This is a genomic window from Chryseobacterium joostei, assembly GCF_003815775.1.
In the GTDB taxonomy this organism is placed as follows: Bacteria; Bacteroidota; Bacteroidia; order Flavobacteriales; family Weeksellaceae; genus Chryseobacterium; species Chryseobacterium joostei.
In genome coordinates this window covers 3518668-3535605 of record NZ_CP033926.1, presented here as the reverse complement: position 1 = coordinate 3535605, position 16938 = coordinate 3518668, and the positions used below count along the sequence as shown (strand labels likewise).

At 35.0% G+C, this 16938-nt stretch carries 18 protein-coding genes; 9 read left to right on the top strand and 9 right to left on the bottom strand.

Going from position 1 to position 16938, the window contains the following annotated elements; all coding sequences use genetic code 11:
* The first annotated feature begins 137 nt into the window (after positions 1-137).
* Positions 138-1079, top strand: coding sequence for a glycosyltransferase family 2 protein (locus EG359_RS16095; protein WP_076353162.1), 942 nt, complete (start codon positions 138-140; stop codon positions 1077-1079).
* Positions 1080-1128: 49 nt separating this feature from the next.
* Here the strand turns inward: EG359_RS16095 and EG359_RS16090 are convergent, their stop codons facing one another.
* From EG359_RS16090 to EG359_RS16075, 4 genes are all read right to left on the bottom strand, one after another.
* Entirely contained in the window at positions 1129-2046 is a 918-nt protein-coding gene (locus EG359_RS16090; RefSeq protein ID WP_228434997.1) for a hypothetical protein, read from the bottom strand.
* 1 nt (position 2047) lies between these two features.
* Complete coding sequence (locus tag EG359_RS16085) at positions 2048-3481, bottom strand: MBOAT family O-acyltransferase (protein WP_076353160.1); 1434 nt, start codon at positions 3479-3481, stop codon at positions 2048-2050.
* Positions 3482-3798: 317 nt separating this feature from the next.
* Entirely contained in the window at positions 3799-4821 is a 1023-nt protein-coding gene (locus EG359_RS16080; protein ID WP_076353159.1) for an acyltransferase family protein, read from the bottom strand.
* A gap of 139 nt (positions 4822-4960) precedes the next feature.
* Positions 4961-5731 (bottom strand): O-methyltransferase, encoded by a 771-nt coding sequence (locus tag EG359_RS16075; RefSeq protein ID WP_076353158.1) that lies wholly within the window; start codon positions 5729-5731, stop codon positions 4961-4963.
* Positions 5732-5992: 261 nt separating this feature from the next.
* Between EG359_RS16075 and EG359_RS16070 the strand changes: the two genes are divergently transcribed.
* Entirely contained in the window at positions 5993-6838 is an 846-nt protein-coding gene (locus EG359_RS16070) for a glycosyltransferase family 2 protein (RefSeq protein WP_228434996.1), read from the top strand.
* Complete coding sequence (locus EG359_RS16065) at positions 6838-7998, top strand: glycosyltransferase (protein ID WP_076353157.1); 1161 nt, start codon at positions 6838-6840, stop codon at positions 7996-7998. Before EG359_RS16070 ends, EG359_RS16065 begins: the two co-directional genes overlap by 1 nt.
* Here the strand turns inward: EG359_RS16065 and EG359_RS16060 are convergent, their stop codons facing one another.
* The 3 genes from EG359_RS16060 to EG359_RS16050 are packed head-to-tail and all read right to left on the bottom strand — an operon-like array spanning position 7999 to position 9992.
* Positions 7999-8757, bottom strand: coding sequence for an SDR family NAD(P)-dependent oxidoreductase (locus EG359_RS16060; RefSeq protein ID WP_076353156.1), 759 nt, complete (start codon positions 8755-8757; stop codon positions 7999-8001).
* Positions 8757-8990, bottom strand: coding sequence for a phosphopantetheine-binding protein (locus tag EG359_RS16055; protein WP_076353155.1), 234 nt, complete (start codon positions 8988-8990; stop codon positions 8757-8759). Before EG359_RS16055 ends, EG359_RS16060 begins: the two co-directional genes overlap by 1 nt.
* A 27-nt stretch (positions 8991-9017) precedes the next feature.
* The gene (locus EG359_RS16050; protein WP_076353154.1) at positions 9018-9992 is read right to left on the bottom strand and encodes a 3-oxoacyl-ACP synthase III family protein; all 975 of its coding nucleotides are present in this window, start codon (positions 9990-9992) and stop codon (positions 9018-9020) included.
* A 137-nt stretch (positions 9993-10129) separates the two neighbouring features.
* On the opposite strand from EG359_RS16050, the gene EG359_RS16045 reads away from it, so the two are divergent.
* From EG359_RS16045 to EG359_RS16030, 4 genes are all read left to right on the top strand, one after another.
* Positions 10130-10606: an acyltransferase gene (locus tag EG359_RS16045; protein WP_228434993.1), complete on the top strand. Its 477-nt coding sequence runs from the start codon at positions 10130-10132 to the stop codon at positions 10604-10606.
* A gap of 144 nt (positions 10607-10750) precedes the next feature.
* Positions 10751-11884 (top strand): glycosyltransferase, encoded by a 1134-nt coding sequence (locus EG359_RS16040; protein WP_076353152.1) that lies wholly within the window; start codon positions 10751-10753, stop codon positions 11882-11884.
* 53 nt (positions 11885-11937) lie between these two features.
* Complete coding sequence (locus EG359_RS16035) at positions 11938-13083, top strand: glycosyltransferase (RefSeq protein ID WP_076353151.1); 1146 nt, start codon at positions 11938-11940, stop codon at positions 13081-13083.
* A gap of 10 nt (positions 13084-13093) precedes the next feature.
* Positions 13094-13648, top strand: a complete 555-nt coding sequence (locus EG359_RS16030) for a serine O-acetyltransferase (protein ID WP_076353150.1) — start codon at positions 13094-13096, stop codon at positions 13646-13648.
* On the opposite strand, the gene EG359_RS16025 is transcribed toward EG359_RS16030, so the two are convergent.
* Together EG359_RS16025 and EG359_RS16020 are read right to left on the bottom strand one after the other, a co-directional pair.
* The gene (locus EG359_RS16025) at positions 13645-14253 is read right to left on the bottom strand and encodes a DUF2306 domain-containing protein (protein WP_076353149.1); all 609 of its coding nucleotides are present in this window, start codon (positions 14251-14253) and stop codon (positions 13645-13647) included. The genes EG359_RS16030 and EG359_RS16025 overlap by 4 nt on opposite strands.
* A 100-nt stretch (positions 14254-14353) precedes the next feature.
* The gene (locus EG359_RS16020) at positions 14354-15472 is read right to left on the bottom strand and encodes an AraC family transcriptional regulator (RefSeq protein ID WP_076353148.1); all 1119 of its coding nucleotides are present in this window, start codon (positions 15470-15472) and stop codon (positions 14354-14356) included.
* A 393-nt stretch (positions 15473-15865) separates the two neighbouring features.
* Here EG359_RS16020 and EG359_RS16015 point away from each other — a divergent pair, with 393 nt between their 5' ends.
* Together EG359_RS16015 and EG359_RS16010 are read left to right on the top strand one after the other, a co-directional pair.
* Positions 15866-16534, top strand: coding sequence for a carbonic anhydrase (locus tag EG359_RS16015; protein WP_076353147.1), 669 nt, complete (start codon positions 15866-15868; stop codon positions 16532-16534).
* Between the two features lie 21 nt (positions 16535-16555).
* Positions 16556-16855: a hypothetical protein gene (locus EG359_RS16010; protein ID WP_076353146.1), complete on the top strand. Its 300-nt coding sequence runs from the start codon at positions 16556-16558 to the stop codon at positions 16853-16855.
* The last annotated feature ends 83 nt before the right edge of the window (positions 16856-16938 follow it).

Below are 16938 nucleotides of genomic sequence, written 5' to 3'. Positions count from 1 at the left end.
TAATTTTTGACCCATAAACCAAAGGAAAATATATCTACTTTTATATGTAAAAAAATTCAGGCATAAGTCTTTATAATTGATTATATTGCAGGACTTTTAAACACACAAATGATTTAAAAAATTAAGTTGATAAAAACATGAAAATCTCAGTAATCATTCCCGTTTACAATGCTGAAAAATTCGTATCCCAAGCTGTGTTATCGGCCCTTCAGTTTGATGAAGTACATGAAGTCATTCTGATAGAGGATAAATCTCCTGATCAAGCATTGCAGGTATGTGAACAACTTGCCGAACAATATGACAGGGTAAAGCTGTATCAACATCCCGACAAAGGAAACCACGGTGCTGGCCCTACGAGGAATCTGGGAATAGAAAAATCTACAGGAGATTTCATTTCATTTTTAGATGCTGATGATTATTATCTTCCCAATAGATTTGATGCTGAAAAGGAACTCTTTAAACGACCTGAAGTAGAGGGTGTCTACGGCGCACTTGGCGTACACTATTATACTGAAAAAGCAAAACAACAATACTATCAGTTATTTGGAGACAGGCTAACTACAGTCTATAAAAGACATGATCCCAAGGACGTTTTTCTTGGTCAAATTTACATGTTAGGAAGCTTTGGGCTTTTTAGTATTGATGCATTAACAATACGTAAGGATTCCCTGATGAAAAAAATGGATATCCTATTCAAAGCCAGCCTAAGGCTCCATCAGGATACAGAGTTTTTATTCAGGCTCTCTTATTACCTTAATCTTTATCCCGGAATTTTGGATAAGGCAGTGGCCATAAGAGGGGTACATGAAGATAATAGAATTACACAGGTGGATTCTAAAAAAATAAACCCGGCAACAACTCGTGTTCTTTTATGGAAAGAGGTAAATGATTGGGCTGAAAATGAAACCACTATTCCTGAAAATGTAAGGCTCCATATTTTGAGAATGTACAGAAGCTTTCAGATTGCTAACTCCACAACGTCAAAAAAGTGGAAAATGATCTTAAAATATTTTTTAAAAGATTATAAAAGTATACGATCGGGAATTTATAATATTAATTTCAGGGGTAACTTATTCTAACATCAATATGTTTGGGGAACTGAAATAGGTACACCACCATTCAATTATTTTATTTTTTCCTACTGGCTATGATAGAGTCTGCAATCTGGGAAGTAAGCTTCTTTCCAGACTCTTTATACATATGGTTTCCATCTGTATAATCATAATCTGCATAATTTTTCGAAAAGTCAAACACCCTTATATTTTGTTGATGTGCAATATCCTGCAATAATTTACTAAAATGAGGATATTTTTTATTTTCAATGGCGGTAAGATTTTTAGAGGTTGGAATTCGGACAATATAAACAGAGCCCTTTGTCCTCAGATAATTGATGATTTCATTAAAAGCTTTTAGACGCTCTGGTGAAAGTTCCACAACATTTGCCAGATCATTATAAAACATTGTTTTCTGATGAGTTCTCATTGCTACAGAGTCTGCATTCATGTCTATATTTACTTCCAGCCAGCCATCATTGTGAAGAAAGGTATTTGACCTTCCTACCTCCGCTCGTTCCGTATAAATTTTAAACCAACTTCTTGTATAGTGCTTCAATAAATATTCATAATTGGGAGACCAATCATAAAAGTGCATATCGTTTAGTGGAGAATGTTCTTCAGGGAAATCTTTTTCTTTCTTAATACTCTTACTCAAGGATACACTCCATGGGTTTACCGTTAAAATAAAAATACCATTCTTAGTTTCGGGATCTAATTTTCTTTTTAAAGCTTTAAAATAAACCTGTCCATAGGGAGATTGCACAATATTCAGGGAAAAATTATCAAAATCTGTAGAAAGTTTATTTTTTAAAATTCCGGATACAATTGCCTGAGAGCCACGAGAGTCTCCTAAAATAATATTCTGGGGCTTTTTAACAGCAAAATGCATATAGTTATCATCTGTATTTCCATCTGCATAAGATCCGAGTATGGCCAATACAATAAGTACTGCAACAAAATAAGGGACTATTTTAATTAAAAACTTTTTCATGCTAAAACTGAAAATAAATGAATTCATTATTCCCGAAATTGGCATATCGGAGAATAATGTAAATAACTATAAGATAAAAAACACGTCTCATCCACGGATGAAATCTTTTAATTTCCAAGCCATGAAATCTTTCTCTGTTGATCCATTCTATAAAGAGCATGAATATGATCAACGCCAATGCCTTGATTGGCAAGGTAGGTGGTAGGGAAAAAAGTTCTCGGCTAAAAATTCTGCCAATATAATGACAAGCCTGTGAGACAGATTCTGCTCTGAAAAATATCCATGCGATACAGGTCACTAAAAATGTGATTAGAATCTGAAAACATTCCTTAAATGATGGTAATATCTTTCCCTGCGCTGCAACCTCCATGTTCTGACGGTTTTTATTCATAATCAGCAGCGGCATAAAGTATAAAGCATTCAGGCCACCCCAGATAATAAATGTCCAATTGGCACCATGCCAGAACCCTGAAACAAGAAAGATAATAAATGTATTCCTGATCTTCATCAGAAGCCCTCCTTTGCTTCCTCCCAAGGGAATATACAGGTAATCTCTAAACCATGAGGAAAGTGAAATATGCCATCTTCTCCAAAACTCTGCTATGTCTCTTGAGAAATAGGGAAAAGCGAAGTTCTTTAGCAGTTCAATTCCAAACAATCTTGAAACCCCCAATGCTATATCAGAATATCCAGAAAAGTCACCATAGATCTGAAAAGCAAATAAAACAGCACCTATTGCAAGATTTACAGGACTTTCTGTTTGGTAATTGGTAAAGATCTCATTTACCAGAGGTGCACAGGTATCCGCAATTACCATTTTCTTGAAAAATCCCCACAGGATCTGGCGCATCCCGTCTACGGCCTGTTCATAATTGAAAATTCTTTTCCTTTGTATTTGAGGTAAAAGATGGGTAGCTCTTTCTATGGGACCCGCTACAAGAAGAGGAAAATAACTTACAAAAACGGCATAATCTGTAAAGTTTCTTTCTGCTTTTATTCTTTTTTTATAAACGTCAATCACATAGGACAGTCCATGGAATGTATAGAAAGAAATACCTACCGGAAGAATAATATTGATAAGCCACACATTCACCTTGAATCCAAAACCGCCCAAAAGTTCCGCGAAACTGTCAACAAAGAAATTATAATATTTGAAAAAACCTAAAAAGCCAAGATTGATTACAATACTTAAGGTAAGCCAGAATTTGGCTTCCCGATTACTTCGGCTATTCTCAATTTTAATACCGGATAAATAATCCAGTCCTATGGAAAACATGAGTAAAAAGAGAAACCTCCAGTCCCAACAGGCATAAAAATAAAAACTGGCCAACAATAACAACCTGTTCTGATGCTGGAATTTTTTATTGAATACAAACCAATAGAGACAAAATACTATTGGCAGAAAAATGAGAAATCCTATTGAATTGAATAACATACTGTGTCTTTAGAATTTGTTAATAGCCTTATACTTCCTTACGGCTCTAAAGTTTCAATCCCAATGCAGTTCTTTTCTCAGATTAAACTGAGTAAAGCGTTGTTGTTTCAACGGCTAAGCAATTGGTTTTGAAAATGTTTTGTACATAACTATTTTTTATTGATTTAAAATATAGATGTACAATCTACAGATACAGTCAGTTTTTTTTTATTATTCTCTTTATAGATAAGGTATATCGAATTTTCACTCGACACGTAGGTGTGGGAAACTCTTTTCATTTCTAAAATTGTGTTGCTTTATTACAAAAGTAAAGATTTTTATCTGATATTCAGCTTTTTCAGATAATCTCTCAATGGTTTTTCTATAAATTGATAAAACAAAATGGAAGTCATAATAAGAACAATGATATAAATTCCAAATATAGTGTTGATATCAAGATGGTATTCTTTCAATATTTCTCTAAGTATATATAAAATAGGAATATGGGTAATATATACAGCATAGCTTGCCTCTCCCAAATATTCCAAAGGTTTTAATGAAAATAACTTCGTTAATGTTCCGTTATTCCGTGAGATTAAAATAATAAGCGGAATAAAAAGAAGCGCCATCAAACCATCATGATAAAAAAGAGGAACAAAAATTAAGGATACTAAAATGGCAGCAAAAATGATAATCACCGGAATATCAAAATTCTTCTGTCCAGAATTTTTCACAAAATATAATCCTGCAAGATTTCCTACTAAAAACTCATTAATATGCATCAGAGGGAAATAATACAGCAGCTCATGACTTTCCGTATGAGGTCCTTTATAATAGGATGAATCTGCATAAAGGTTGCAGAAAACCTGAGTAATAATCCAGATAATGATGGTTACCACCCAGATACTCTTATTTCCCTTGGAATAAAAATAATTGTACAGCAAAGGAAATATCAGATAAAATAAAAACTCTACAGAAATAGACCACCCGGGAAAATTAAGGATCATGGCTTCACCCGGAACCCAACTCTGAAGCCCAAACAGATATAAAAACCCTTTGTAAATACTGAAGTTGTAATATCTTGTAACCAGATAAAGCAAAAGCCCTACTACATATAGCGGATAGATCCTTGCAAATCTGTTTTTATAATAATCAAAGTATCCAATTCTATCTTTTTTGTGATAGGCTACAATCATAATAAAACCCGAAAGAATGAAGAAGTAACTTACTCCAACATTGGCTCTCAGAAAGATATTTGAAATATAATCAATGTTATATAAAAACAGATCTTTATTGAAATGGGAAATGACAATTGCCATAGCGGCAAGAAACCTGGTAAATGTAATCTGGCTTATCTTCATATAAACTGCTAAACAGTCGTGTTATAAGTTTTTATTTAAACATTTTTTTCATCCAGAAATCTTCAACTATAGGAAAGCCTATCAATATTTTAATTAAGCGGATATTATAAAAAGAGAAATAATTATCCTGTTTTACAAGCTATTTAATAAAAACACCAATATATTTTCCTTCGTATTCTACAACTGTGGTTTCTATATTATTTTTTTCACAGAAATCCTGATAGGCAGAGTTATCTCCGATATCATCACTAATGAAAACACCTCCTTTTCTCAGATGTTTGTAAAGCTCATCATAAGCCCACATTCTTCCGTTATAACTCTTATCAGAATCATAGTGAAGAACATCGAACGTAGCATTTTCTGAAAATATCTTCGGTAGAGATTCCTTATCCGCAAAACGGAATAGCTTCCAACCCGTCTTAAGGATTTCAGGAACTACATATCCTACATATTGATCGCCATCCTGTGCAAGGTAAGGCATATCTGAACTATATAATGTTCCGTTTCTTTTTACTAATGATAAAAGCGTAGCTAATGAAGACCATCCATAAGCAACTCCTGTTTCTACGACATGTTTAGCATTCGTAAATTCGCAGGCATAGTAAATAAGTTCCAAAGCACCGGGGCCACCCATTTTTACGGGACAGTCTTTCTCCTTTTGCGCTGCTGTTGCTAAAATTTCCTGATAATTGCTACGGAAAGCCTCTATCTCAAGTCCAAAAAGCTTTGAAACAGCTTCTTTCTGTGTTACCGCTCTTTCGGCTGCCCAGGAATTGGTTTTTTCCTTTCCCTTGAATGCATTGCCTCTGTTAACCGTATTTTTAATAATTTTTCTACCCAGTTCCGGATAAAGGTCGGGCCTTTTCAGATACCCGATAAATGTTTTGAGAACTCTTGTTATTTCACTCACTGTGTTGCCTTTAATAGAGCAAAAATAAAGATTTTTTTTTCATTTAATATAAAAACAGATTATATTTGTGTAACTCAAGTGAAAAAAAATAAGGCCATATCCTCTTTATGAAAAGGGCCATTTTACCATCAAGATCCCAGTTTCAATGAACAATTTTCTTCCAACATCCTTTCTGAGACATCCATCAGTAATCATTGATGTATTTACTGATAAAAATATTGAACTTTACGGTCAGAAATTAACCCCTCAATACTCTTTTAAATGAATATGAAGTTTTCTGTACTTATAGCCCACTACAACAACGCGGTACTGTTCAGGGATTGCTACAGCTCTCTGCTTCAGCAGACCTACCAGAACTGGGAAGCCGTTATTGTAGATGACGCCTCTTCAGAAACCGAAAGAGATCAGGTGAAAGCCATCATTGCAGGAGATGAGAGATTCAGATTTTTTGAAAACGAAAAAAACAGTGGTGTAGGAGTTACTAAAAGCAGGCTTATAGAACTGGCTACAGGTGAGGTTTGTGGATTTGTAGATCCTGATGACGCTATTCTTCCTACAGCCATCGAAAAGGCGATGCACGTTTTTGAACACAAAAAAAATGTGGTACTCACCTATTCCCGTTTTATGGGTTGCGATAAGGATCTTAAACCAATTGCCCCTTACAAATCGGCAATGCAGGTAAGAAACAAGGATCCATACTTCTTCAATTACCCTATTCAGATTGGTCATTTTACAACATTCCGAAAGGATGTTTATGAACAGACAGAAAAAATGAACCCCGAATTAAGAATCGCTGAGGATCAGGATTTATATCTGAAGATGTACGAAAAGGGTGATGTTTATTTCATTGATGACACTAACTATCTTTACAGAGCCCATTCCGGTGGGATTTCTCAAAATGATAACAAGGGAAGATCTTATGATTACTTTGCTCAGGTGGTTTTCGCTACAATGAAAAGAAGAAACCTCACAAGCATCAATGGAAAAAAAATTCCGGAAAAGTATACCAATCATCAGGAAATTTTTTCCCTTTTGGAATATCAGCATGGTATTGGCTATAGGATAAAGAAAAAAATAATTATTGCTTTACAAAAACTGTTCAGATAATGTCAGAAAATAAGAAAATACAGGTTCTTTTCAGGCACCGCTCGATGGAAATGGGAGGTGTGGAAAAGGTTATATTGAGTATGCTCAACAATCTTAATCCTGAAAAGTTTGACATTACCGTTTGCCTGAACCTGAATCAGGGAGAACTACGGGATGAATTTCCAAAACACATAAAAAAGGTATATTTAACTGAGGGAAAGGAAAGTTTCTCACAAAACGCTCTTATTCATAAGCTTCAGCTTATCCGCCGAAGAATGAAGCTTTCACGAGCCTTAAAAGACCACAAGGTATCTGACCGTATCCTGGGAAATAAAAAATTTGATATTGAGATTGCTCCTACCTATGCTGCTTTCTCATCTGTGATCAATTCCAGCAATCGAGCTTCAAAAAAAATTGGATGGTTTCACTCTGAAATTAATGTTCCGGGTATGCAGCCACTGGTTCCGGATATTCTTAAAAACTTTCCTCAATTTGATCATATGATCTATTGTTCTCAAAAGATTAAAGACATTATGCATCAGTCATATCCTGATTTGCCATACCCTGCAGAAAGTGTTGTGATTAATGCTATTCCTATTGAAGAAATTAAAAAGAAAGCCGGGGAAAAGATAGACGATTTTCCTCAGGGACCTGTTTTCGTTTCTGTAGGACGTCTTCATACCAGAAAAGGTTATCATAAACTCATTGATGCCCACAAAAAATTGATTGATGAGGGCTTTCATCACAGTGTTGTTGTTGTAGGTAATGGAGAGGAAATGAAAAACCTTACGGAGCAGATTCGTATCAATAATGTTCAGGACACTTTTATTTTAACTGGTAACAGGATGAATCCTTACCCATATATTAAAAAGGCGGATTATTTCATTTTATCCTCCGAATCAGAAGCATGGCCTCTTGTAGTTGCTGAAGCTTTGATTCTTCAAACACCAATTATTGCCACCGACACCGGTGATGTAGGGGTCATGGTAAAAGATAGGGAAACAGGATACCTCATCAATTATGATACCCATGAAATGTATGAAGCAATGAAAGCTTTTCTAACGGACCAAGAACTTATTTCCAAGATCAGAAAAAACCTTGAAACGATAGAAGATCAGTTTGATAATCAAAAAATCTTCAATGCTGTTGAAGGGATTATTGAGGACCTTTATACAAAATAGCTACTGCGCCGAATATCCACCGTCTACCACCAAATTTGAACCCGTAATCCATCTTGCAGCATCAGAAAGTAAGAAAATACAGGCATTGGCAACATCTTCAGGTTTTCCAATTCCCAGAGGGTGTTTTTTAAGAATTTCCTCGGCAGCTTCTTCACCAATATTTTCAAACATCTTTTCCAAAATAGGTGTATTCACCATAGCTGGGCTGATACTGTTGACACGGACATTGCTCCTCGAAAGCTCCATGGCCATAGAACGTGCACCGGAAATAACGGCACCTTTACTGGAGGAGTAAGCAGCCTTCCCAATTTCACCCACCATGCCTGCTACAGAGGAAATAAACACAAAACTAGAAGTTTCGGTTTTATATTTTTTAAGGGATAAAATCTTGGCTATTTCAAAACCGGCAATCACATTAACTGCAAAAATATCATGATAGAGCTGTGGAGTATGCTTTTTTAATGGAAGTGTTTTTTCTACTCCCGCACAGTGAATAAATCCGGAAATTTTTCCTATTTCTGAAACTTTTTCAGCAATTAGCTCCTCAAGGTTTTCACATTGTGCAATATCTGCAATAATGGTTTCAGCCTTGGCTTCCGGAGCCAGCATGGAGATTGTTTTCTGAAGCTCTTCTTCATTCCTTGCAATCAAAATAAGGCTTGCTCCACTCTTGCTGCATTCTACAGAACAGCTTCTCCCGATTCCGGAAGAAGCCCCTGTAATAAGAATATTTTTATCTTTTAATGAAAACTGATTCATTAATCTTCAAAGTTTTCTTTACCAATAATATTTACAAGATCTGCCACAGTCTGAACGTCTTTAAAATGTTTTGTATCAATCTTTTTATTGAAATTTTCATCTACAAAAGCAATAACAGAAAGTAAACTGATGGAATCATAGCTTTCAAGTTCCTTAAGGTTTGTGTCTAATGTAAGAGCTTGATCTTCTTCCAATTCTTCTTGTAACTTTTCTAAAAAAACGGATGTCTTCATATATTTTTTATTTTATGATGTTTATAATTAAATTTCCAATATTGTGGCGCCCCAGGAATATCCAACGCCAAATCCTGCTACCAGAATTTTATCGCCTTCTTTTAACATTCCTTTATCCATCATATTTTTCAATGCAATTGGAATGGTTGCAGAAACGGTATTCCCCGTTTTTTCCATATCAATATAGAACTTTTCTGCAGGTATTTTGGTTTTCTTTCTTAAATAATTCAGCATGAAAGAATTAGCCTGATGAAAAACAAAATGGTCTATATCATCCATTGTCAGACCATTCACTTCCATGGTTTCTTTTACCAGACCAGGAATATTTTCAATTGTAAAATTAAAAATCTCAGGTCCGTTCATGTACAAGTTTTCCGGTTCAAACTCATTCTCAGGATTCAATTCAAAATCTGTTCTGAAAGCTCCTTTTTTTACAATAAGGTTTTCGGCACCGCTTCCATCCGTTCCCAGACAGAACTTATAATCTGTTCCATTTTCGGCTTTTTCTATAATAGCTGAAGCAGATGCATCCCCGAATATACTCCGGTTTCCTTTATCTTTTGGATTGATGTGCTTTGTATAGGTTTCTGAGGTTATCAGCAGAATACTTTTGGCAATTCCTCCTGCAATCAGCCCCTTAGCAAATGCCAGCCCATAAACAAATCCGGAACATCCCAAATTAAAATCCATGGCACCTATATTTTTTCTCAGCTCAAGCTTATCTTGCAAAATACAAGCCGTAGTGGGAAGAAAATAGTCCGGACTTTGGGTACAGAAGAGAATAAAGTCTATTTTTTCTCTGTCATAGCTCTCGAAAAGTTTTTCTGATGATTTTACGGCAAGGTCTAATACCGTTTCATTTTCTGCTGAGATGTGGCGTTGTGAGATGCCTACTTTTTCCTGGATCCTTTCGGAACTCCATTCAGGGAACTCTTTTTCCAAATCCTCGTTGGTAAGAACCAGCTCCGGCAAATAATATTCTATTTTGGAAACTTTTATCATATAAATTCTTTTTCTTTGCAAAAGTAAAAAACAAATTTACAATAATGATATTCATATACCGAATAGTACTCAAAATACATTCCGTCTATCATACCTTTTTAAACAAAGCCAGTTTAGAGGCAGCAAAATATCATGGTATGAAAGTAGGGAAAAATTTCAATATGCCGGACAAAATCTATTTTGGGACGGAGCCTTATCTTATTGAAATTGGTGATGACGTTAATATTGCTGCAGGGGTAAGATTTGTTAACCATGGCGGAACCACCACTCTACTGAGAAAGCTTCCCGGGTATGAAGATGCCAGGATTCTTGGAAGAATTAAAATTGGCAATAACTGTACAATCGGGATTAATTGTGTTATTACTCAGGATGTACAGATTGGAAACAACTGTATACTGGGAGCCAATTCTGTTTTATCACAATCTATGCCGGATAATACTGTATTTATTGGCAACCCTGCTCAATTCCTTTGTACCATTGAAGATTATGGAGACATTGTTTTAAAAAACAACCCGGAATATCCAAGAGAACTGGAAAAAGACCGCAAGAAACTTGATGAATACATTAAAGCCAATCTTCCACACAAATACAAAAAAGCAAGAAGAATAAAATAAATTTATAAGATCTAGCTCTTATAAAACAGTATGTTTGTTTTTCGAAATTTCTTGTGTTTAATAATAAATTCACACTAATTCAGAACAGAAACTTTATTTTTTTATACTTTTGTGTCAAACATAATGATGAACTAAAAACCACAAATGAATAAAAGAATTTTATTTGTATACTATCAAAATATTAAAATTGGTGGTGTAGCAAAAGTTCTGACTAATATTACCTCTAATTTAGCAGATCGGGGATATACCATTGAAATCCTTTTTCTAATGGCCCCTCATGACGATTTTTATACTGTCAATCCTAAGATTAAAAAGCATTATATAAATTCATTTGGAGATAAGTATTCTCAGTTTGCAATACATATCAGAGAAAAATACAGTTCTGCTCCTAAAATACATACTGCTTACTCTTATCTTTATGACTGGGGTTCCTATAGGGTATTCCGGGACTGGATTAAAGAAAATCATCACAATTATACTACCATTGTTACCTGTTGGTATAAACTGGCAACCATGCTCTCTTTTGATAAGGAAGTTAGCAAAAAAACCATTGCCTGGGAGCACTCTTCATTTCGGGTAGGTGGAATGATCTATGATAAAATGCTAAGAAAGAATTATCGAAAATTAAAATCTATTGTTAGCATCAATAAACCATCTGTGGAGTATTATGAAAAGTTGAACACTACTTTTTTCATCCCCAATCTTTCGGATGGAATTTATGAAGACCTTACTTTTACCCCTATCCATGAAAAAGAGAATATCATCAGCTTTGCCGGCAGGCTGGATAAAACCAAAAATGCAATAGAACTGGTGAAGATTTTCAAGGATACTCCTAGACCATCTGACTGGAAGCTCCAGATCATTGGTGAAGGATCCGAAAGAGATAACATTGCGGCTTACATTAGAGATAACAAACTAGAGAGTAGCGTTTTCCTATTAGGTCCTAAAGCACCTGAAGAAGTTGCAGAGCTATTAAAAAAATCAAAGATATTTATCTTTAGTTCATTAAGTGAGGCATTCGGATTGGTTCTTGTGGAAGCCATGTTCTGTAGTAATGCTATTATTTCCTATGATTGCGAATTTGGACCGGCAGATATTATTAATGACAAAAATGGTTTTTTAATACCTTTACATGATAGAAAAATGTTTGCAGAAAAACTTGAATTATTAATTCATGATGATGAACGGCTGGCTAATCTTATGAGATCCTCTTTTGAAGAATCAAAAAAATGGAGAAAAGAAGCTATATTAGAGGAATGGGATACCCTCCTGCAATAACCTATATTATCCGTTTTTAGACAGCATTTCATAAAATATAAAGATTCTCCTGAATGAAGAAAAAAATTCTTATACGTATTGGTTCACTGCGCCATGGAGGTGCAGAAAAGGTTTTGATCAATTTCCTTAAAAACCTTCCTGAAGACAAATATGAAGTTGATTTATTAATTAATCTCTATACAGGAATGTACATTAAGGAAGTTCCGTCATGGGTTAATTTACATTATCTTCTGAAAGGAGAAATGATTACAACCAACAGACCTCATGAGATTCCTGTAAAAGCATTCAGGGTACTTTACCAAAAAATGTTTCTTTTGTTTCCATCTCTTCTCTACAAGTTTATTTTAAAAAATAAAAAATACGATGTAGAAATAGCGGCCATTCATGGGATGTATAAAGAGCTTTTATCCAGTCCTCAAAAAAACTCCAAAAAGATCATCTGGATTCAGAATGATATTTTCAACCTGAAAGAATATACTCCGGACGTGATCCAACAGCTTTTCAAGTTTGACAGGATACTTGTTATTTCCAACAAGCTAAAGGAAGAAATGCAAAAGCTGGCTCACAGCGAAAAAGAAAAACAAGCCGTCATTAAGATCTTTAATCCCATAGATAAAGAGGATACCTTACAAAAGGCAGACATGGAGATCAATGATTTTCCTTTTTCTAAAGATCTTCCAACCTTTGTTACTATTGGAACCGTATATCCGCAGAAAGGCTACGACAGACTTCTTGACGTTCATAAAAAATTAATGGATGAAGGCTTAAAACATCAGATCATCATTATTGGTGACGGGTATGACTTTGAAAACATTCATGGAAAATTGAATCAATTGGGACTTCAGGAAACCGTAAAAATGCTGGGATTCCGAAGCAACCCTTACCCATACCTTAAAAAATCAGACTTTTATGTGATGTCTTCCCGACACGAGGGATTCCCTACCATTATTGCTGAGGCTCTTATTCTGAATAAACCTGTAGTTTCTACGGATGTTTCGGGGATCAGAGACTTGCTACAGGATGGAAAATTAGGTATTATTACTCCAAATTCAGAGGACGGAATTTATGAGGGTATGAAAAAATTCCTTACCCATCCGGAACTTTCCGCTCAATATGAACATGAAGTATCCCGTACAGATCTTCCGTTTGTATTGGAGAAATCGGTAGCACACCTTCAGGAAATTATAGATAAAGTATAAAATATTTGCCATGCAGGATTACACGATAATACAGAAAGATTTTTACAGGGAAAAAGGCCAATGGCTTTCTACTGTTGGGATTTGGAAAAAATGTATCAATCCCAATCTTCATTATATTTATATTTTCAGAAAAGCCCAGAAATACCAGAAAAAATCTATTCCAGGAATATTCTGGCGGTTAATTTTAAGGCATTATCAAATAAAATACGGCTTCCAGATTTACCCTGAAACTGAAATTGGAGAAGGGTTGTACCTAGGACACTGGGGCGCACTTGTTATTAATCCTAAAACTAAAATCGGAAAAAACTGCAATATTGCTCAGGGAGTTACCATAGGCCAACAGAACCGTGGAAAAAATGAAGGGTTCCCTGTTATTGGTGATGAAGTATGGATAGGTCCCAACGCCGTTATTGTGGGAAATGTAAAGATTGGCAACAATGTACTTATTGCTCCCAATGCCTATGTAAATTTTGATGTTCCCGGCGATTCTATGGTCATGGGAAATCCCGGAAAGATCTACCCTACGGCAGAAGCAACAAACGGCTATATCAACAATAAGGTTTAATGGGTTGTAGGGTTCTTTTTATTAATAAAATAAGCCACCAATACATTAGGAATCCAGCATAACCAAGCTACAATAATGTATGAATTATCCGGATCATGAGTAATACTCTTTAAAACGGGAAGCCAAATTCTTAATGTTACCGCAGCAAAGGTACACGCATAACTGTAAATCATAAATTGCTGGTGCTTTACCACATTTCCCATGCTGATCTGTACAACTGCTACCGACGTTGTAATCAGCCAAATAGCACCTAGGAGAATAAACCCAACACACGATACAATTCCTCCATTGGCATAAAATCCCATGTAAATGGCAGAAACAGAACTTATCAGTACCGAAACTACATAGAGCCGTCCAATACTTCTGTGTATTCTGATGTATTTATTCCTGAATTTACTCCCAAACTGGCGCCAACCTATAAAGAGAGAAATTCCGCCAAAAATGATATGAGCAAAAAAGGCAATTCTCCAGATCAGATTATGAAGTATCTCAGGAGATTTAGAGCCTAAAAAAGTATATTTATGTTCAACAAAAACATAAATTAAAGGATATGCACCAATAAGCAATGCAAAAATACAGATGACAGCAAATAGGAGTTTCTTCATGACAGTTGATTAATTTTCCAGCAAAAATGAGCATAAAGAAAGGCTCAACTGTTCCAAAATGAAAGATGAAACAAATATTATATCACTTATTATCCGACACTTACTCTTCCAAGGTAAGATTTTGGCTTTTTAGAAACTCTCTTGGCGAACAATTCATATATTTTTTAAAATTCCGGTTAAATGAGGTCTTGGAATTGAACCCACTTTCAAAGGCTAATGATAGAATCGTGTACTTTTGATTTTCGGGAAGCGTTGCTATTCTTTTAAACTCTTCAATCCGTTGCCGGTTGATATAATCATAAAAGTTTTTATTCTCTATTGAGTTAATGGTCTGAGATAATATGTTAGGATGAACATCCAGCAGCTGTGCAACATGATTCAGATTCAAATCCGAATCTTTATACAGATTTTCATGATTCATCTTATAAACAAGTCTTTCATAGATGGCTTGTATAACATCATCTCCGGGAGAATTCTTCTGATACTTTACCACTTCATGATCAGGTTCCTTTTCATCTGCTCCATCAGCCACAACAGGTAAATCTAAAATACCCACACGACTGATCCCAAAATAAGCTGCTACCAGAATAAACAGCACAACCATAGAAAAAATAAGAATGTCGTTCCTTATGATAACAGCAATCCATATTAAGGCAATCCCCGTAATCAGATAATATGACCAATTCAGGTTAATTTTTTCAGTATTGGAGTATTGATTGGAAATTTTTTTCTTGTATTTTCTGACTGCAAGGAGACTTAACCCTACGTATACTATTCCGGACAGGATCATTGAAAATTTAAGAACATCACTTAATACTTCATATCCTTTACCCCTATTCTGATAAACCAACATCCTTTCATGAGGAGGCAACATTAAAAATTGAAGTAACACCATATAAATCATTAGAACAGGCATACAATGGAGCAACCAGATCTTCCAGCTCATCTTTCTGCCCGTCACACTCAAAATATACAGATACAGCATCGGGCCATGCATGAATGGAAAAGGAAGTTCAAATCCAATCAGATAAGGAAACTTTACGTAACCTCCTGAACGAAGCAATACAAAAAAAACAAGATGAATCCCTATAATTAGAAACCAAATTGCCAAAAGAAAATCTGGTGTTCTCTTTTGTTTCTTTCCCAATACCAGAAAAGATGAAAAGCAGGCAATAAAAATTCCTGCCCAATAAAATATTCCCAGATCGAAATCATCCATTGATAGTATAGGGTTAAAATCAAGGCCTTAATTTATTCATTTTTCTACAGCAAATGATAATTTATTTTGAACATGATAATCTGCGATTCTTCTGAAGAATTTAAAAATTTAAAAAAATTTTAATGTTCAAATATCAAATTATAATTTATACTTCGTAATTTTATCTTAGATTTTAAACGTTTGGATTATCGAATAGCTAACATGTACTCTAAGGCAAAGTATATCGGAATATTAGATATGATTTTAAGCATATTTTAATATTAAACTTTGTTAAAAGTAAGTGATTTTTCTGCAAAAAGTATATTTTTGCACAATTATTGATTTAGTCTATTGATTTTGAAAATAATTTAAACGAAATAAATAATTATAAACCTTTTTTAAATTTTTAAAATTATGTCACAATCGTACGAAGTTATTTTCGAAAATAATAGGAAATGGGTAGAATCTAAAGTTTCAGAAGATCCGAATTTCTTCCATGAGCTGGCAAAAACTCAGCATCCTGACTATCTGTATATCGGATGTTCAGACAGCAGAGCAACAGCAGAAGAATTGATGGGTGCAAAACCGGGAGAGGTTTTCGTTCACAGAAACATAGCTAATGTTGTTAATACTTTAGACATGAGCTCCACAGCGGTTATTCAATATGCTGTAGAACATCTTAAAGTAAAGCACATTGTAGTATGTGGACACTACAACTGCGGTGGTGTAAAAGCAGCGATGACTCCTCAGGATTTAGGATTATTAAATCCATGGTTGAGAAATATTCGTGATGTTTACAGATTGCACCAAGCTGAGCTTGATTCTATTGAAGATGAAGATAAGCGTTATGACAGGCTTGTAGAACTTAATGTTCAGGAGCAGTGTATCAACGTAATAAAAATGGCCTGCGTACAGGAAAGGTATATCTTAGAAGAACAACCTATTGTACACGGCTGGGTATTTGACCTTAGAACAGGTAAAATTATTGATTTGGAAATTGATTTTGAGAAAATCTTAAAAGACATCCAAAAGATCTATAACCTTACAAGTTCTGATTGGGTAATGAGCAGAAAGACAAAATAGTCTTTCTAAAAAGAATGTAAAATGAAATTCTGGAGCATTATTGTATTAACGTTTTTTCTGAATTTTACAGCGCTGCCAAGCATTGCTGCGGTTGCAGGCTGGGATATTCTGAGAACGAATATAATAATCAATGAAGAAGAGCCACATTCTCATCCATCCTCATTTATTGTTTATGAAAAGACCCTTCCAAAACCTTTGGATGTGTTCGATTATCTGAAATTTTCTGAACCTGATCTTCAGGGGATGTCTTTTATACTGGTAGATGATTCTTTTCACCTATCACCTTTACTCACTATATTTTCTCCGCCTCCGGAAGCTTAATTTTTAAGTATAATTAGATTATTTTGTACACTTGTTCATGCCGTTTTCCGGCACTGAGCAGCATGTACGTGCTTTAAAATTAA

Excerpts from the sequence above, each read along its gene's own strand:
- EG359_RS16020 (WP_076353148.1), bottom strand. The coding sequence starts at position 15,472 with ATGGATGATTTCGATCTGGGAATATTTTATTGGGCAGGAATTTTTATT.
- EG359_RS16050 (WP_076353154.1), bottom strand. The coding sequence starts at position 9,992 with ATGATAAAAGTTTCCAAAATAGAATATTATTTGCCGGAGCTGGTTCTT.
- EG359_RS16015 (WP_076353147.1), top strand. The coding sequence starts at position 15,866 with ATGTCACAATCGTACGAAGTTATTTTCGAAAATAATAGGAAATGGGTA.
- EG359_RS16080 (WP_076353159.1), bottom strand. The coding sequence starts at position 4,821 with ATGAAGATAAGCCAGATTACATTTACCAGGTTTCTTGCCGCTATGGCA.
- EG359_RS16030 (WP_076353150.1), top strand. The coding sequence starts at position 13,094 with ATGCAGGATTACACGATAATACAGAAAGATTTTTACAGGGAAAAAGGC.
- EG359_RS16090 (WP_228434997.1), bottom strand. The coding sequence starts at position 2,046 with ATGAAAAAGTTTTTAATTAAAATAGTCCCTTATTTTGTTGCAGTACTT.
- EG359_RS16055 (WP_076353155.1), bottom strand. The coding sequence starts at position 8,990 with ATGAAGACATCCGTTTTTTTAGAAAAGTTACAAGAAGAATTGGAAGAA.
- EG359_RS16085 (WP_076353160.1), bottom strand. The coding sequence starts at position 3,481 with ATGTTATTCAATTCAATAGGATTTCTCATTTTTCTGCCAATAGTATTT.
- EG359_RS16025 (WP_076353149.1), bottom strand. The coding sequence starts at position 14,253 with ATGAAGAAACTCCTATTTGCTGTCATCTGTATTTTTGCATTGCTTATT.
- EG359_RS16060 (WP_076353156.1), bottom strand. The coding sequence starts at position 8,757 with ATGAATCAGTTTTCATTAAAAGATAAAAATATTCTTATTACAGGGGCT.
- EG359_RS16040 (WP_076353152.1), top strand. The coding sequence starts at position 10,751 with ATGAATAAAAGAATTTTATTTGTATACTATCAAAATATTAAAATTGGT.
- EG359_RS16070 (WP_228434996.1), top strand. The coding sequence starts at position 5,993 with ATGAATATGAAGTTTTCTGTACTTATAGCCCACTACAACAACGCGGTA.
- EG359_RS16010 (WP_076353146.1), top strand. The coding sequence starts at position 16,556 with ATGAAATTCTGGAGCATTATTGTATTAACGTTTTTTCTGAATTTTACA.
- EG359_RS16045 (WP_228434993.1), top strand. The coding sequence starts at position 10,130 with ATGAAAGTAGGGAAAAATTTCAATATGCCGGACAAAATCTATTTTGGG.
- EG359_RS16065 (WP_076353157.1), top strand. The coding sequence starts at position 6,838 with ATGTCAGAAAATAAGAAAATACAGGTTCTTTTCAGGCACCGCTCGATG.
- EG359_RS16035 (WP_076353151.1), top strand. The coding sequence starts at position 11,938 with ATGAAGAAAAAAATTCTTATACGTATTGGTTCACTGCGCCATGGAGGT.
- EG359_RS16095 (WP_076353162.1), top strand. The coding sequence starts at position 138 with ATGAAAATCTCAGTAATCATTCCCGTTTACAATGCTGAAAAATTCGTA.